This is a genomic window from Trinickia sp., assembly GCF_051953955.1.
Classification (GTDB): Bacteria; Pseudomonadota; Gammaproteobacteria; order Burkholderiales; family Burkholderiaceae; genus Trinickia.
In genome coordinates this window covers 1-16,287 of sequence record NZ_JBQCIF010000065.1, presented here as the reverse complement: position 1 = coordinate 16,287, position 16,287 = coordinate 1, and the positions used below count along the sequence as shown (strand labels likewise).

The window sequence follows — 16,287 nt, the reverse complement described above, 5'->3', positions numbered from 1 at the left end:
CAGCCCGTGGATGCGGTCGGTCACATGATCGCGGGCCGTCAGAAAAATAACGGGCAAATCGCGTTTCGCGCGCAGGGCGGACATGATCTGCCATCCGTCGATGCCGGGCAGCATCACGTCGAGCACGATCAATTCGTAGGGATTGGCCAAAGCCTGATGCAAACCGTCCGTGCCGTTGCGCGCGAGATCGACCTGGTAGCCGGATTCGGTCAGTCCCTTCTTGAGGTAATCGCCGGTTTTGCGGTCGTCTTCGATTACGAGGATGGTCATGCTGGCGCCGCCTTGATTGCATGGGCGACATTTTAGCGACCGCGTGATCGACACACGAAAAATGACAAAAAAGTCATCGAGAGGTCATCGATCGATCAGTACCCGCTCTCTACCATGCCAAGCGTTCAAGGTCGATCCGACGCGAGGCATGACGTGCGAAAGCAAACGCTTCAACCTGTCCAGCCGCTGTGGCTGCGCATCACACACTGGCTCAATGCGCTGGCCGTGCTCATCATGGTGACGAGCGGCTGGCAGATCTACGACGCTTCGCCGATCTTCAAGACGCTGACGTTTCCGTCCGCCGTGACGCTCGGCGGCTGGCTCGGCGGCGCCATTCAGTGGCATTTCGCGGCGATGTGGCTCCTTGCCGCGAACTTCATCGTCTATCTCGCCATGAACGTCGCGACGGGACGTTTGCGGCGCCGCATGTTTCCGCTCAGCCTCAAAAGCGTGTTCGCCGATGCCTACGCGGCGCTGCGCGGCAAGCTCGGGCATGACGATCTCACGCACTACAACGCCGTCCAAAAGTTCGCCTACCTGGCCGTGATCGTCGATCTTTCGATCGTGATTCTCTCCGGCCTCGTCGTATGGAAGTCTGTCCAATTTCCGTTGCTGCGCACGCTGATGGGCGGCTACGACAATGCCCGTGTCGTGCACTTCTTCGGCATGAGCTTTCTGGTCGTCTTCTTCGCCGTCCATCTGGCGATGGTGGCGCTCGTGCCACGCTCGCTCTTGCTGATGATCCGCGGACGCTAGCCCTAGCAAAGGTACTTTCGACCATGACGCTCAAACGCTTCAACGCCCGCCTCGACGCCGATCTCATCATCAAGGACGCAGCGACGGAATTGAAAGCACCGGCGCGCCGCTTGTTCGGCAAGCACCTCCTCTCGCTCGGCGGCCTTGCTCTGCTGTCGGGCTGCAGCATCACCGACGACAAATCGGTCAACGCCATGCTGCGCAAGATCTCGTCATTCAACGACGACGTGCAGGCGCTTTTATTCGATCCGAACAAACTCGCACCGACCTATCCCGAATCGATGATCACGCGGCCGTTCCCGTTCAATGCGTTCTATGACATCGATGAAGTCCCCGAAGTCGATCCGTCGACCTACAAGCTGACCGTAGGCGGTCTCGTGACTGGAAAGCGCACGTGGACCCTCGACGAGTTGCACGCGATGCCGCAAGAGGATCAGATCACGCGACACATCTGCATCGAAGGATGGAGCGCGATCGGCAAGTGGGGCGGCGTGCGATTCGCCCGCTTCTTGGCACACGCCGGTGCCGACACGAGCGCGAAGTACGTTGCGTTCCACTGTGCGGACAACTATTCGACGAGCATCGACATGCCGACGGCACTCCATCCGCAGACGCTGCTCACACTGACCTATGACGGCCAAATCCTGCCGCCGAAATACGGCTTCCCGATGAAGCTGCGCATGCCGACCAAACTCGGCTACAAGAATCCCAAGCACATCGTCGCGATCACCGTCACGAACGACTACCCCGGCGGCTATTGGGAGAACCAGGGCTACAACTGGTTCGGCGGATCTTGACCGTCGCGCCTCGCCTCGCCTCGCCTCCACTCACGTTCGACACAACCAGGAGCTTTCATGTCGATTCGATTCAAGCTTGCCGTCAGCGCATTCACGTTTTCTCTTGCCTCCGTGGCGCTGGCTCAAACGCCGGCCAAACCGGCACGCATCCGCGGCGACATCGTCTCGGTTTCCGCCGACACCCTCACCGTCCATCGCCGCAGCGGCGACACGGTGAAAATCGCGCTGAAGGCCGACACGCCTGTCACCGCGCTCAAGAACATCGAGCTTCACGACATCAAGCCCGGCTCGTTCGTCGGCACCGCGGCCATGACCGGCACGGACGGCAAGCTGACCGCGACCGAGGTGCTGGTGTTCCCGGAATCGGCGCGCGGCACCGGTGAAGGACATTACGCGTGGGACATGGGCCCGCGCAGCACCATGACGAACGCGAACGTCGATCAGGTCGTGCAAGGCACGAGCGGCCGCGACCTGAAGCTCTCGTACAAGGGCGGCTCCAACGCCGTGACGGTACCGGAGAACGTCCCTATCGTGACGTTCGCACCCGCCACGCGCGACGATCTGAAGCCCGGCAAGCAGGTATTCGTCGTCGCGGCCCCGGCGGGTGCAGGCTTTGCCGCACAACGCATCGTCGTGGAAAAAGACGGCGTGAAGCCGCCCATGTAAGTAATTCACGCGGCGGATGAAAGGAGCACGCCCGCCGCGTCATGCCGGCGAGCTGGCGGGCTGCCCTAGAACCTATTGATCGGAATCTTGATGTAGCTCAGACCGTTGCTCTCCGCCTCCGGCATGCGTCCGGCCCGCATGTTCACCTGAACGGACGGGAGCAGCAACGTCGGCACGTCGAGCGTTTTATCGCGTGCCGTTCGCATTTCAACGAACGTCGGCTCGTCGATCCCGTCGTGAACGTGAACGTTTTGTCGTCGCTGTTGCGCAACGGTGCTCATATACTCGAGCGCACGGCCGCCGGGCTGATAGTCATGGCACGTATAGAGCTTGGTATTGCCGGGCAAGCTCAGGACTCTTGCGATCGAACGATAAAGTGCCCCCGCGTCGCCCCCAGGAAAATCGCAACGCGCCGTGCCGTAGTCAGGAGCAAACAGCGTGTCGCCCACGAACGCGGCCGTCTCGGCGCCATCGGTCACGACGTAGGTCATGCAGGCCGGCGTATGGCCAGGCGTGTGCATCGCTCGAATCTCGAGCGTACCGAGCGCGAGCGTGCCTTCGTCGTCCAGCAGCACATCGAATTCGCTTCCATCGCAATGGAAGCCCTCGGTCAAATTGAAGACGGGCCCGAAGATTTCTTGCACCTTGACGACCTCGGCCCCGATCGCGATCCTTCCTCCGACTTTCTCTCGGAGATAGTGCGCCGCCGAGAGGTGATCGGCATGAACGTGCGTCTCGAGCAACCAGCGCACGTTCATGCCGAGCTCGCGCACACGCGCCACGAGCTTGTCCGCGCCTTCCGTCCAGACGCGTCCCGATTTCGCATCGTAGTCGAGAACGCTATCGATGATCGCGCACTCCCGGGTGCGCTCATCGCACAGGAGATAGCTGACGGTCGACGTGCGCGCGTCGAAATAGCCTTCGATCATCATAGGGAGCGCGCCTCTTGCTCGGCATGCAGGCGTTCCGTCAACCGATTCCAAAGCATCGACGATCGGTTTCCGGTTCGGCAATAAGCGAGGATGGGTTTCGGCAAGGCGTCGACCAACGCGCCGAACGCGTCGACTTCCGCCTCTCCGATGCCGCCGGGCGCGATCGGCAAATAACGCGCATCCATGCCCAGTTCAAAGGCTGCCACGGCAATCGCGTCAAAGGAAGGCTGATCGGCACCCTCGCCGTCGGGCCGGTTGCAGATGACCGAGCGGAAGCCCGCGTTGTGAATCGCTTTCAGATCACCGGGTGCAATTTGTCTCGAAGCGCAAAACCCGCTCGATAGCGTCGATCGGCACTGCTCGATGGCGCGGCGGAAACACGAGATGGCGAAGTCGATATCGTGCTCCGTCGTGAAGCGGCCAATGCTCACGCGCACGGTACGGCTCGCCGCATCGGCATCGAGACCGATTGCCGTCAGCACATGGGAAGGCGTACCGGCAGCCGAATTGCATGCCGACGTGGACGATACCGCGAGCGCCTCCCCGAGCATGAACGGAGAAAAGCCCGGGACGTGCACCGTCAAACTCAAGGTATGAGGAATGCGCCGCGCCGCCCCCGCGTTGTGGGTGATGTCTCCGAGCGCGAACAGCCCCTCCAACAACCGAGCGCTCAGCGACGAGATCCGCGCCCCATCGCGCTCCAACTCGGCCGCCGCCAATTCGCAGGCGGTGCCCATCCCGACGATCTGGTGTGTCGCAAGCGTGCCCGAGCGCAAGCCGCGCTCGTGTCCGCCGCCGTGCATCTGCGCGGCGATGCGCCCCGCTATCTCGCTGCGGACGAACAACGCGCCAATGCCTTTGGGCCCATAAACCTTATGCGCGGACATCGACAACATATCGATCCCGAGCGCGTTCACGTCGATCGGCGTTTTGCCGAGCGCCTGAGCCGCATCGACGTGCAGCAGCGCGCCTGCCGCATGCACGATGCGCGCGATGGATGCGATATCCGTCAGCGTGCCGAGCTCGTTGTTGACGAGCATCAGCGACACGAGCCCGGTATCCGGCCCCATCGCAGCGGCCACGGCGTCCGCCGTGATTTCGCCGTCGCCGTTCGGCGACAAATACGTGACCGCGAAGCCTCGCTTCGCGAGATTGGCCGTCGTATCGAGAATCGCTTTGTGCTCGATGCAACTCGTTATCAGGTGACGCTTGCCGGTTGCCGCGTCCGCATAGCCCTTCAGGGCGAGATTGTTCGATTCGGTGGCGCCCGAAGTCCAAATGATCTCATCGGCTCGCGCACCAAGGAGCACCGCCACCTCCTCCCGTGCCCGTTCCACTTTTGCCCGCGCGCGCGCGCCGGCGGCATGGGAGGTCGACGCCGGATTGCCGAATACGCCGTCGACGCCGAGGCACGTCATCATCGATTCGATCACCCGCGAATCAGCCGGTGTGGTTGCCGCATAGTCGAGGTAATGCAAGGTATCGCGTTCGCTCATGATCTTTTTCTACTAGGGATGAGCAAAATGATACGGTGGTAGGCGGGGAAAAAAACTCCAAAATCAACTAGGGATTCGATCAAACGCAGAAGTTTTTTTTACCTCCCAGGAGCACGGCGCTCCGTACCGAGCCGGTACTGCGCATCGTCACCGGCCGCCGACGCGTCTTGCTCGACGATGGAGCCCCCTCCCCGGGCGCCATGGCGCTACTGCGAGGCCATCGTGAAATCGAGCAGAATCTTGCAGCTTTCGGCGGGTTTGAGTTCCACCTGCTCGAACGCCTGCTCCACCTGCCGAAAATCGACTTTGTGCGTCACGATGTGCTCGGGCTCGATCAACCCTCGGCTGATCCAATCGATGACCTGCGGGAACATCGCGCAATTGAGCCGGGAGGCGGAGAGCGTCAACTCCTTCTTCGTGAGTTCCGCCTGGACGATCGACGACGGCTCCGAGGAGAAACCGAGGATGCCGATGCGCCCCGCGGGCGCTGCGAGCCGCACCGCTTCCTCGAGAATCGCCGGATGGCCCACCGCATCGAAAATCAGCGTCGGGCCGCCCTCGACGCCGCGCCGCTGCAGTGCCTCCGATAGGGTCTCGACGCTCGTGTTGACGATTTCGTCCTCGGCCGCGCCACAGGCACGCGCAAGCTGCAAACGTTCGCCGAGGCGGTCCGTGATGAACGTGCGCACGCCGTACACGCGCTTGAGCACCTGAAGCAGCGTCAAGCCGACGGTGCCCGCGCCGTAGATCAGCGCGGTATCGCCGGGCAGCACCCCGGTTCGCGAGGTCGCATTCGCCGCGACCGCGAACGGCTCGACGATCGCGGCGCAGGTGTCGGCGATCTCGGCGGGAATCCGGTAGGCATTGCGCGCAGGCACACAGACGTATTGACTGAAACCGCCGTCGCGATGAACGCCGATCACCGTCAAGTTTCGACACACATTGCGGCGCCCGATCGAGCATGCGTGACAGTGGCCGCAACTGATCACCGGATCGACCGCCACGGTTTCGCCGAGCCGCACGGCATCGACGCCGGGACCGACCGATTCGATGCGGCCGACGAACTCGTGACCAATGATGCGCGGGTACGAGACGAACGGGTTCTTGCCATGAAAAATGTGCAAGTCGGAACCACAGATGCCCGCGTACCTCACCTGCACGCGCACTTCTCCGGCCGCCGGCACGGGTAGCGGGACCTCGCGCACGCCCATCTTGTGCGGCGAATCGACAACGACGCTCAACATTCGGCACTCTCCTTCAGATGTTGCACTCTCACCAGCTATCACCAGCCATCACCAGTTCCACATCGAGCCATCGCGCAGTCGCGCGACCGGCAGATACGCACGCTCATACGGATACTTCGCGGCAAGCGTCTCGTCGATGTCGACTCCGAGGCCCGGCACGTCGTCCATCACGAGATAACCGTCTTCGAAGCGGTAGTTGTGCGGGAACACCTCGTCGGTCAAGGCGTTGTGCCGCATCAACTCCTGAATTCCGAAATTCGGCGCCCATAGGCCGAAATTGACTGCCGCCGCCATGCAAACCGGCGACAGGTCCGTCGCGCCGTGGAACCCCGTGCGAACTTGATACATCGCAGCGTAGTCGGCGATGCGCCGCATATGCGTGATGCCGCCCGCGTGAACGATGGTCGCGCGAATGTAATCGATCAGCTGATCTCGAATCAGGTCCTTGCAGTCCCAGATCGAATTGAATATTTCGCCGACGGCGAGCGGCGTCGTCGTGTGCTGACGAATCAGGCGGAAGGCATCCTGGTTTTCCGCCGGCGTCGGGTCCTCCAGCCAGAACAAGCGATACGGCTCGAGATCGCGGCCGAGCCGTGCCGCTTCGATCGGCGTCAGCCGGTGGTGCGCATCGTGCAACAGGTGCGGCGCATCACCCACCGCCTCACGCACTTTTCGAAACAGCTCCGGCGTATGGCGCAGATAGAGCGAGGTGTCCCACGGCTCCTCCGGCGGCAAGCCCTTTTCGGCGGGCTCGTACGCCCCCGTGGTCTTTCCGACGCCGTACACCTTAGCCAGGCCCGGCACGCCCGACTGAACGCGGATCGCCCGAAAGCCCGCCTCGATGTGCTCGTGCACGGCATCGACCGCTTCGTCGTGATCGCGCCCGTTCGCATGGCCGTACACCATCAGCCCGTCACGGCTCTTGCCGCCGAGCAATCGATAAACGGGCATGCCCGCGAGCTTGCCCACGATGTCCCAAAGCGCCATGTCGATCGCCGCGATGGCGGTCATCGTCACCGGCCCGCGCCGCCAATACGCCCCGCGATACAGGTATTGCCAAATATCCTCGATATTGCGCGGGTCGCGACCCACGAGGCACGGAAACAGGTGCTCCTCCAAATACGCACGCACCGCAAGCTCGCGCCCGTTGAGCGTCGCATCCCCTAGTCCGCACACCCCTTCGTCGGTGACGATCTTGACCGTCACGAAGTTTCGGCCCGGACACGTGACGATGGTTTGCAAGCGTTCGATTTTCACTGCGTTTCCCCTTTCGCGAGCGACTCAGTCGACGAAGAACTCGGGCGCGCGGCTACGCACGGCCGGCAAATGCGTGCCGATACGGTCGACGTGTGCGGCAACGGATGCGCCGAGCAACGCGAAATTGCGCGACGCGATGTGCGCGAGGATCTGCTCGTGCTCGTGCAGCGCACGACGCGCATGATCCTCGACTCGATCCAAAAGCAGCCAGCGCACGCGATCGAACTGGCGCTTCATCGGCTGCAACATTTCCCAGACGTGCGGGCGCCCGGCGAACTCGAACATCCTGCCGTGCATCGTTTCGTCCCACACGAAGAACGCATCGACGTCGCCCGCGGCGACGGCCTCGCGCTGCGCGTCCACGAGGCGCCCGATCTCGGCCAACTGCGCCGGCGTGATTTTCTGGGCGAGCTCGACGTGATTCGCGCATTCCAAGGTGCTGCGCGCGAAGCGCCCTTCTTCCAATACCGAGACGGAAATCGGCGCCACGAGGGTACCGACCTTACGGTAAATCAGCACCAGCCGTTCGTCGGCAAGCTGCGCAAGCGCCTCGCGCACCGGTGTGCGACTGACCTTGATGGTCGCCGAAATGACAGCCTCCGATAGCGCGGTGCGAGGCGGCAATGCACCGCGCACGATCGCGTCGCGCAACAGCGCGTGCACTTGCTGCGCGTACGAGCGAGTTTCGTCCAACGTAAATGCCCGCAACGCCGCGACGACGACGTCGTCCATCAATGCTATGTCGCTCATCCGTCCAGTGATCCTGCCAAGATTTGATTTCGTACCATGGTACACCATGACTAGTTTTTCTGGTTCATCGCGTTTACACCAATAACACCGCGCCTTAAGCGCCGCTACGCTGCGTCTATTCGTCGATCTACCATGGTACATAAGCAGATTGCGTTCTATGTCTCTCCTCTCAGCAGACCTTTTGCAGACGCTGCCGTCGAACGTGGACCGCCCGACCTACGACCGGCGCTGCGTTCGCACCGGCATCGTTCATCTAGGCCTCGGCGCATTTCATCGAGCACACCAAGCGATCTATACGGACGCCGCGCTCGAACGCGGCGACATGCGCTGGGGGACCGTCGGTGTCGAATTGCGGCGGCGGCATACCGTCGACCTGCTCGCCGCGCAGGATCACCTGTACACGGTGACGGAACGAGATGGCGACACCGCTCGCACGCGGCTCGTAGGCGCAGTTCACGGTGCGCTTTTTGCGCCGGAATCGCTGCCCGCGCTACTGCAGCTCATCGCCGACCCGGCGGTGTCCATCGTCAGCCTGACCGTCACGGAAAAAGGCTACTACCGCGGCGCCGACGGCCGCCTCGATGCAAACGCCCCCGAGATGCGCCAAGACCTGGCGACGCCGGGCTCGCCCCGCACTGCCCTCGGGGTCATTGCGGCGGGGCTCGCGCTGCGGCCAGCCGATGCTCCGCTGACGGTCCTCAGTTGCGACAACATGCCGTCGAACGGCGACGCGCTGCGCGCGCTGCTGGTCGATTACACGGAACGGTTCAACGGGGCCCTTGCACGCCGCGTTCGCGACGACGTGGGCTTTCCGAACAGCATGGTCGACCGCATCGTGCCGGCCGCGACGCCCGAGTCGCTCGATTGGGCGCAAGCACGTTTGGGCGCGCGCGATCGTGCCGCCATCGTCTGCGAACCGTTTTCCCAGTGGGTCGTCGAGGACCGGTTCGCGGGCCCGCGTCCGCGCTGGGAAGAAGCCGGCGCGCTCGTGACCAACGACGTTCGCCCCTACGAGACCATGAAGCTGCGCCTGCTGAACGGATCGCACTCGGCCATCGCCTACCTAGGGCAACTTCGAGGACGGCCCACGGTAGCCGACGCAATGGCCGATCCCGTGATCGCCACGTTCGTCGACGGCGTGATGACACGGGACTTGCTCGCGACCATCGACGTCCCGCGCGGCTATGACGCGCGAGGATACTGCGGAACCCTCATGCGGCGCTTTCGCAATCCGACGCTCGCGCATCGCACCGAACAGATCGCGATGGACGGCACGCAGAAGGTGCCGCTGCGCTGGTTGCCGGCGCTCGCCGAAAGCGCGGCGGCCAACGTCGAGCGCCCATACCTCGAGCGCGCGCTCGCGATTTGGCTGCACTACCTCACGACCGCGCGCGACGAGCAAGGCCGGGCGTTGACGATCAGCGATCCCGGCGCGCCGTCGCTGACGGCACGAATCCGGGGCGCAGGCAGTCCCGCCGATGCAGTCGAAGCAGTGTTTGCCGCGCCGGCATTCGCTCAGGCGGGCGCTTGGCCGGATGCCCTCATTCGCCGCATCGGCATGCATCTGTCGATGCTGCGCGAAGGCGGCACCGACGGATTGCTCGGCACGCGCATCGCAGCCTGAGCACCGCATCGGCCGGCTCGTTTCCTAGACCCTCGGCAGCGGCCTGCCGGCCGACCGCTCGAACGGATGCAAACGGACGACACCTACACATCACGGCCGGACCACCGGCATGAAGGAGACAGGCATGAATCAAAGAGCGAAGGGATGGACGATGGTGTTCCTGTTGTTCATCGTCTATGGCATCAACTACCTCGACCGTGTCGCACTGTCGGTCACCGCGCCGCTGGTGCAGTCCGACCTCGGCCTTAGTCCCGCGCAGATGGGCGTCGTCTTCAGCATATTTTTCGTCGGCTATGCGCTGTTCAATTTCTTGGGCGGCCTCGCTTCGGACCGGCTCGGCCCGAAGCTCGTCTACGTGCTCGCCGTCGGGTTCTGGTCGATTTTTTGCGGCATGACCGCCGTGGCGATCGGCTTCGTCAGCCTCCTGATCGTCCGTCTGTTGTTCGGCATGGCGGAAGGCCCGCTCTGCGCGGCCGCGAACAAGATGGTCAACAACTGGCTCCCGCGCGAGAAAGCTGCGACGGCCATGGGCTTGCTGAGCGCGGGGTCTCCGCTTGGTGGCGCCATCGCCGGCCCGATCGTCGGGTTGCTCGCCATCCGATTCGGCTGGCGCACGTCGTTTTGGATCGTGTGCGCGATCGGGCTCGCCTGGGTGACGGTCTGGATGCTCACGACGACCGACCGGCCCGACGCCGCGAACGCGAACGCGAACGCGCCCGGTGCCGGCGTTCGCGCCTCTTCGGCGCGCGGCTCGACGGCCGCGGCCGCCCCATCGCTGTCGCAATACATTCGGCAACCGCGCATCCTCGCCACGGCCTTCGCGTTCTTCAGCTACAACTACGTCCTGTTCTTCTTCCTGACCTGGTTCCCCAGCTACCTCGTGAAGGCGCACCATCTCAACATTCGCGAAATGAGCATCGCGACCGTCGTGCCATGGCTCGTCGGCACGGTTGGCCTCGCGTGCGGCGGCGCAATCTCGGATGCGATTTACAAATTCACCGGCAATTTGCTGCTGTCCCGACGCATCGTGCTCGTGACCTGCCTGCTGGGCGCCGGCGCGTGCGTCGCCATCGCGGGAACGGTGCAATCGACGCAAAGCGCCGTCGCGCTGATGTCGGTATCGCTGTTCTTTCTCTACGTCACAGGCGCCATCTATTGGGCAATCGTGCAGGACGTCGTGCACGCCGAGCGTGTCGGCGGCGTAAGCGGGTTCCTGCATTGCATGGGCAGCCTCTCGGGCATCGTCGGGCCCGCCATCACCGGGCTCATCGTCGAGCGCAGCGGCGCATTCGCGTCGGCGTTCTTGCTGGCGGGCGCCATTGCTCTGGCCGGTGCCGTACTCTCCGGGCTGTTCGTTAGGAATGCGCGCCGCGGCGAGGTGTTGCGCGAACAAGCCGTGCATTGAAGACGGTACCCCGATACCGTTCCCGTTCTGGTTTTGGTGAGCCGGTCGCCACGACCGGCGGCAAGCGCGCCTAGGCGCGCTGCCGCTCATGAGGCTTCGCGATGACGCCGTCCATCACGGGCGCGCCTTGCTCGATCAGAAAGTCCCGAAAGAGCGCGGTGACCTGCGAGATGCGCCGATCGGCAAGGGTGACCACATACCATTCGCGTTCGATCGGGTTGCCGGGAAAGGGCAGTTGGCCGAGCAGGCCGGTCCGCAATTCGAGCGCGCAGGCATGCAGCGATAGGAACGCGACGCCGAGGCCCGCCTCCGCCATCTGCTTGATCGCTTCGTTGCTCGACAGCTCAGATCCGATATGAAACTTATGGCCCGAAGCCTTGAACAGATTCTCGACCGTCGTTCGCGTGCCGGCGCCCCGCTCGCGCACGAGTAGATGCGCCGCCTCGAGGTCTTTCAAATTGACCCGCTTGCGCCGCATGAGCGGATGCGAGGGCGCGGCGACGAACACCATCGGATGCTTCGCGAACTCGACGGCGTGGGTGCGCAACTCCTTCGGCGCGCTTCCCATCACGGCCAAATCGATTTCGTGCGCGGCCAGCATGCGGATGATCTCGTCGCGATTGCCCACCTTGAAGTAGTTCTTGACGTGAGGACGCGTGGCCGTGAATTTCACGAGCAGCGGCGGAATCAAGTACTCGGCCGTCGTAATCGCGCCGATGCGCAGCGTGCCGCCGAGATCGCCCGTCAGCGCCGCCACTTCATCGCCCGCTTCGCTCCATAAATGCAGAATCTCGCGCGCATAGCGGCCGACGATCTCCCCGGCGGCCGTCGGCTGCACGCCGCGCCCCACACGCTGCAGCAAAGCCGCGCCCACGGCCTCCTCCAATAGTCTGATCTGCAGCGAAACGGCGGGCTGCGTCAGATTGAGCTCCTCGGCGGCACGCGAAACGCTCCCGAGCCGCGCGACCATATCCAAGGCCCTCAGTTGTCGGAACGTCGCGGTCTTACCTATTAGCGAATACATATGAGTCGCCCATAAATATTAAATTGTCCTTGCGTATGGGGAACTATATCTTCGTATCTCGAAAGCTGTCATCCCCTAGCGTCAACGACGGAGCCCCATCATGGACACGACCTCGTTCACCCCCACGGCCGAATGCAGTCCGCGCACCGCGCGCATTCCCCGCATCGTGATCGTCGGCGGCGGTGCCGGCGGCATGCAGTTGGCGACGCGCCTCGCGGGCACGGCCGGACGGCGAGCGCTCGCCGAAATCGTGCTCGTGGATCGCTACCCGACGCACTTCTGGAAGCCGCTGTTGCACGAAGCCGCATCGGGCCATTGTGATCCGGCCACGCATACGATCGAGTATGCGGCGCAGGCCCGGCACCACGGCTTTCGTTTCGTCCAAGGCGAGCTGCTACGCGTCGACCGAACCGCGCATCTCGCCACGATCGGCGCCGTGTTCGACGCGGATGGCGAGCACATCTTGCCGGAGCGGCAGTTGCACTATGACGAACTCGTTCTCGCGCTCGGCAGCGTCACGAATTTCTTCAACGTGCCGGGTGCGGCCGAGCATGCGCTTCCGCTCGAAAACCTCGAGCAGGCCGAACACTTTCGTCGGAGGTTTCTGGCCGCTTGCACGAAGGCCAATCACCTCGCGCAAGAACAGCCCGCGCGGGCGGCGCCACCGATCTGCATCAATGTCATCGGCGCGGGCGCCACCGGCGTGGAGCTAGCCGCCGCGCTCAGGCATGCGGTGGGGCCGTTGACGGCCTACCGGTTCAAGTCGCTGATCGCCGATCGGCACGTCTGCATCCGCTTGATCGAAGGTGCGCCGCGCATCCTGCCGACGCTCGACGAGCGCGTATCCGCGCGCACGCATGCTCAGTTGCGCGATCTGAACGTCGAAGTGCTGACGGGTATTCGCGTATCGGAGGTCACGCGCGATGCGATTCTCACGGCAGCGGGCCAACGGCTCGCCAGCGACATCACGATCTGGGCCGCGGGCGTCGCGGGGCCGGCGATGCTCGCGCAAATCGGCGACGTCGCGCTCAATGCTTCGAACCAAGTGATCGTCAACGATACGTTGCAGACGCCCGACGATCCCCATGTCTTCGCATTCGGCGATTGCGCGGCCTGCCCGTCGCAGGGCAGCCGCGGCTATCTGCCCCCCCGCGCCCAAGTTGCCTACCAGCAGGCGCGCTATCTCGGGCAAGCATTCATGCAACGCCTGTCGGGCAAGCGCGTTCGCGGCTTCGCGTTTCACGATGCCGGGACCGTCGTATCGTTGGGCAAGACCGGGGCGGTCTTCCAGACCGAGCTTGGGCGCTCGCGGTCGCTGATCATCGACGGACTCGCCGCGATCGGGCTCTATGAATTCATCTACCGAAAGCATTTGCTCGGCCTGCATGGAACGAAGCGAACCCTGCTTCAATCGCTGAGCCACTGGCTGCAGAGCCACAATCGGCCGTCCATCAGGTTGCACTGACTACGCGGGTCGCGCTAGCTAGGGAGTTTTCCGTAAGGTGTTTTGCGGGGCACGCGCCGGCGTGCCCACCGCGCGCCCTCGCGCCCCAGCCTACTTGCGAAGGCGTCCCCCCGGCGCTCAAGGTTCAGTCGCCCGTGCCGATATGCAGAGGTCGATTCGTTCGCATTCTCTGCAGCCATGGATACCCTCACGCACCTGGCACCACGCCGGCGTTTGCCGATCGCAGGCACTGCCACGCCGCCGGCGATTCGGTACGATTTCACTTCGAATCGGGGGTGAAGTGCGATCGGCCGCCCTCGCCCTCCTGCGCTTCGGAGCCATCGCCGCACTGCTGCTGGCATGCCTGAGCGGCTGCCATCGGCATGATCGCACGGCCGCCCCGCAAGCCGCAGCCGCGGCGCAACCCCGCACGACCATCACCGCGCTGATTTGGGCACCCGACTGGCCTGAGCAGATGCTGCAAATAGCGAAGGAATTCGGCGAGCTCAACCCCGATATCCACGTGAACGTGCAGTTCATGATCGGCAATTCGGTCGAAGAGAACATCAAGCCGCGTGTCGCGTCCGGTAAGTTGCCCGATCTCGTCAGCGTGAATCCCAACGCGTATGCGGCCGAACTGGCCGATCAAGGCATTCTTGCGGATGTCGGCGAGACCGCGGCCTGGCACAACATGCTCGACGCGCTGAAGCGCGATTGGACGAGCCGCCGCTCGAGGAAATTCGGCATTTCCGGAGGCGTGGCCACGACGTTGATCTATTACAACGAAGCGATCTTCGCGAAGGCGGGCATCAAGACGCTGCCGACCAACTTCCGCGATTTTCTGCGCGTTTGCGAACGGTTGAAACGGGCGGGATTCGTGCCGATCATGTGGAGCGGCGGCTTTCCGAACATGCTCGGGAACGGGCCGTTCGCATCCGGCTTCGCCAATGACATCGTGGCGGTTGAGCCGGACTGGAAGCGAAAGATCGGCGACGGATCGCTGAATCTCGACACGCCCGCAGGGGCCGATATCTTCGAGAAGATCGCCCTGATCCCGGAACGCGGATACGCGCAGAAGGGCTACATGACGACCGACTACGACGGCGGCATCCAGCTGTTCAAGGACGGCAAGGTCGCCATGGCCTTCCACGGCAGTTGGGCGGCCGGGCTTTTGCTGCACGGCAACCCCTTCGAAGTCGGCGTCTTCGTTCCGCCTTGGAATGCGCCTGGCCGGCAAGCCGTGCCCGTCGTCGGCAGCGAAACGGGTTTCGCGGTATGCGAGACGCCGAACAAGGCAGCGGCCACGCGCTTTCTGGAATTCATCGCCGGCAAAGGCTTCCCGATTCTCCAGCACAAGCGCCGCAACATTCCGCCCTTCAAGCACGTCGAGGGAACCGTGCTCATGGATCAAGCGATGGTCGACTACACGAACGCCGTCAGTCGTTATCGCGTCACATCAAGCCCCTACTATTCGGTGCTGCCTTCCAACACGATCGAGCAATTGCACCGATTGATGCAAGACGTGCTGCTGCAGAAGATCTCGCCCCGGAAGGCGGCGCAGCGCCTCGATGAATCGGTCAAGAACCAAGCCACGATGCACTACAAATGAGCGCCATCATCGGCCCCGCGCAACGGCTGTTCGCCTACCTTTCGCTCGATGTCCTGCGCCGCGTCGAGATCCGCCACCGGTTGATGACGGCGTTCGCCTTGCTGTCGCTGCTGCCGCTCGTGATTTCCGGGTGCATCGCCTATGTGAAATCGACGGACGCGATCAAGGAAAAGGCAGAGGTATTTTCGAGGGGGGCCGTCAGGCAAGTGTCGCGCAGCATCGTGCTGCGGATGGAGCAGATCCAGACCGACGCCGGCCTGCTGGCCCTGTCCGATCGCGTGCAACGCGATCTCACGCAAGTCGCGAACGGCAACCCGAAGGAAAGGATCGAGGCACGCGAGGACATGACGCGATTGCTGCTCGATCACTATGGATCGATCGATTTCGTCAACCAGAAGTATCTGCTCGACCGCGGCAACCGCATCATGGACACCCAGGCGTTCGCGCGGTTGACGAACGGCGTGGTCCGCCTCGTCGAGCATGCGCACCGCCAAGACGGCCGGCCCTACTGGGGCAGTTACGACAGCGGCTTCGGCCAGCGCGATCTGGGCATGGTCCGCGCCATCATCGACAAGAGCGACAACCGGCGAATCGGCAGCCTCGTGCTCGTCGTTCGGCCCGAGCATTTCTCCACGGCCTTCCGTGATTTCGCCTGGGGCAGCGGCTCCGATATCTACGTGCTCGATGCCGATACGCATCAGGTCATCGTGCGCGCGAACGGCACGGCGCTCGACGCGGACGCCGCCGCCGAACCTCGGCTCATCGAAAAGGTCTCGGCCGCCGAGACCACGGAAGAAGCGCCAGGCATCGTCGAATTCGAAGGCCGGCATGGCGGACGTTATCTCGCGGCGTACAACCGGATTCCCGGCACCGCGTGGTTCGTCGTGAGCACGACGTCCGAACGGACGCTCACGGCGCAGGCGCAATCCGTCCGAAACCAAATCGTCCTCGTGGGCATTGCCGGTTTCCTGCTGTCGATTTTTTTCGCCTACTTCATCGCGCACAGCATTACC

15 protein-coding genes are annotated in these 16,287 nt (G+C 63.4%); 8 read left to right on the top strand and 7 right to left on the bottom strand.

Going from position 1 to position 16,287, the window contains the following annotated elements; genetic code table 11:
• Nucleotides 1-270, bottom strand: a 270-nt coding sequence (locus ACTHNZ_RS12545; protein ID WP_440542819.1) for a response regulator, incomplete at its 3' end; no start/stop codon positions are given.
• A gap of 234 nt (nucleotides 271-504) precedes the next feature.
• On the opposite strand from ACTHNZ_RS12545, the gene ACTHNZ_RS12540 reads away from it, so the two are divergent.
• From ACTHNZ_RS12540 to ACTHNZ_RS12530, 3 genes are read left to right on the top strand one after another with little or no spacing between them, the layout of a single operon-like run.
• The gene (locus tag ACTHNZ_RS12540; RefSeq protein WP_440542820.1) at nucleotides 505-1,026 is read left to right on the top strand and encodes a cytochrome b/b6 domain-containing protein; all 522 of its coding nucleotides are present in this window, start codon (nucleotides 505-507) and stop codon (nucleotides 1,024-1,026) included.
• A 23-nt stretch (nucleotides 1,027-1,049) separates the two neighbouring features.
• Nucleotides 1,050-1,823, top strand: coding sequence for a molybdopterin-dependent oxidoreductase (locus ACTHNZ_RS12535; RefSeq protein WP_440542818.1), 774 nt, complete (start codon nucleotides 1,050-1,052; stop codon nucleotides 1,821-1,823).
• 57 nt (nucleotides 1,824-1,880) lie between these two features.
• The gene (locus ACTHNZ_RS12530) at nucleotides 1,881-2,489 is read left to right on the top strand and encodes a hypothetical protein (protein ID WP_440542817.1); all 609 of its coding nucleotides are present in this window, start codon (nucleotides 1,881-1,883) and stop codon (nucleotides 2,487-2,489) included.
• 65 nt (nucleotides 2,490-2,554) lie between these two features.
• Here the strand turns inward: ACTHNZ_RS12530 and ACTHNZ_RS12525 are convergent, their stop codons facing one another.
• The 5 genes from ACTHNZ_RS12525 to ACTHNZ_RS12505 all read right to left on the bottom strand — a co-directional run bounded on the left by ACTHNZ_RS12525 (nucleotide 2,555) and on the right by ACTHNZ_RS12505 (nucleotide 8,168).
• Nucleotides 2,555-3,421, bottom strand: coding sequence for an MBL fold metallo-hydrolase (locus ACTHNZ_RS12525; protein WP_440542816.1), 867 nt, complete (start codon nucleotides 3,419-3,421; stop codon nucleotides 2,555-2,557).
• On the bottom strand, nucleotides 3,418-4,917 hold the full coding sequence (locus ACTHNZ_RS12520; RefSeq protein WP_440542815.1) for an aminotransferase class V-fold PLP-dependent enzyme: 1,500 nt from the start codon (nucleotides 4,915-4,917) through the stop codon (nucleotides 3,418-3,420). The genes ACTHNZ_RS12525 and ACTHNZ_RS12520 overlap by 4 nt, the downstream gene beginning before the upstream one ends.
• 206 nt (nucleotides 4,918-5,123) lie before the next feature.
• Nucleotides 5,124-6,161, bottom strand: a complete 1,038-nt coding sequence (locus ACTHNZ_RS12515) for a Zn-dependent oxidoreductase (protein WP_440542814.1) — start codon at nucleotides 6,159-6,161, stop codon at nucleotides 5,124-5,126.
• 48 nt (nucleotides 6,162-6,209) lie between these two features.
• Nucleotides 6,210-7,418, bottom strand: coding sequence for a D-mannonate dehydratase ManD (manD, locus tag ACTHNZ_RS12510; protein WP_440542813.1), 1,209 nt, complete (start codon nucleotides 7,416-7,418; stop codon nucleotides 6,210-6,212).
• A 24-nt stretch (nucleotides 7,419-7,442) separates the two neighbouring features.
• The gene (locus ACTHNZ_RS12505; protein ID WP_440542812.1) at nucleotides 7,443-8,168 is read right to left on the bottom strand and encodes a GntR family transcriptional regulator; all 726 of its coding nucleotides are present in this window, start codon (nucleotides 8,166-8,168) and stop codon (nucleotides 7,443-7,445) included.
• Between the two features lie 157 nt (nucleotides 8,169-8,325).
• Between ACTHNZ_RS12505 and ACTHNZ_RS12500 the strand changes: the two genes are divergently transcribed.
• Complete coding sequence (locus ACTHNZ_RS12500; RefSeq protein ID WP_440542811.1) at nucleotides 8,326-9,792, top strand: mannitol dehydrogenase family protein; 1,467 nt, start codon at nucleotides 8,326-8,328, stop codon at nucleotides 9,790-9,792.
• 124 nt (nucleotides 9,793-9,916) lie between these two features.
• A complete protein-coding gene (locus tag ACTHNZ_RS12495) occupies nucleotides 9,917-11,197 on the top strand; it encodes an MFS transporter (protein ID WP_440542810.1) in 1,281 nt (426 codons plus the stop codon).
• Nucleotides 11,198-11,267: 70 nt separating this feature from the next.
• On the opposite strand, the gene ACTHNZ_RS12490 is transcribed toward ACTHNZ_RS12495, so the two are convergent.
• Nucleotides 11,268-12,221, bottom strand: coding sequence for a LysR family transcriptional regulator (locus ACTHNZ_RS12490; protein WP_440542809.1), 954 nt, complete (start codon nucleotides 12,219-12,221; stop codon nucleotides 11,268-11,270).
• 100 nt (nucleotides 12,222-12,321) lie between these two features.
• Here ACTHNZ_RS12490 and ACTHNZ_RS12485 point away from each other — a divergent pair, with 100 nt between their 5' ends.
• The 3 genes from ACTHNZ_RS12485 to ACTHNZ_RS12475 all read left to right on the top strand — a co-directional run.
• Nucleotides 12,322-13,686 carry an NAD(P)/FAD-dependent oxidoreductase gene (locus ACTHNZ_RS12485; protein WP_440542807.1) on the top strand — a complete coding sequence of 455 codons (1,365 nt, stop codon included), beginning with the start codon at nucleotides 12,322-12,324 and terminating at the stop codon, nucleotides 13,684-13,686.
• A 280-nt stretch (nucleotides 13,687-13,966) separates the two neighbouring features.
• Complete coding sequence (locus tag ACTHNZ_RS12480) at nucleotides 13,967-15,274, top strand: ABC transporter substrate-binding protein (protein ID WP_440542806.1); 1,308 nt, start codon at nucleotides 13,967-13,969, stop codon at nucleotides 15,272-15,274.
• On the top strand, nucleotides 15,271-16,287 hold a 1,017-nt coding region (locus ACTHNZ_RS12475), incomplete at its 3' end, for a cache domain-containing protein (protein WP_440542805.1). The genes ACTHNZ_RS12480 and ACTHNZ_RS12475, both read left to right, overlap by 4 nt.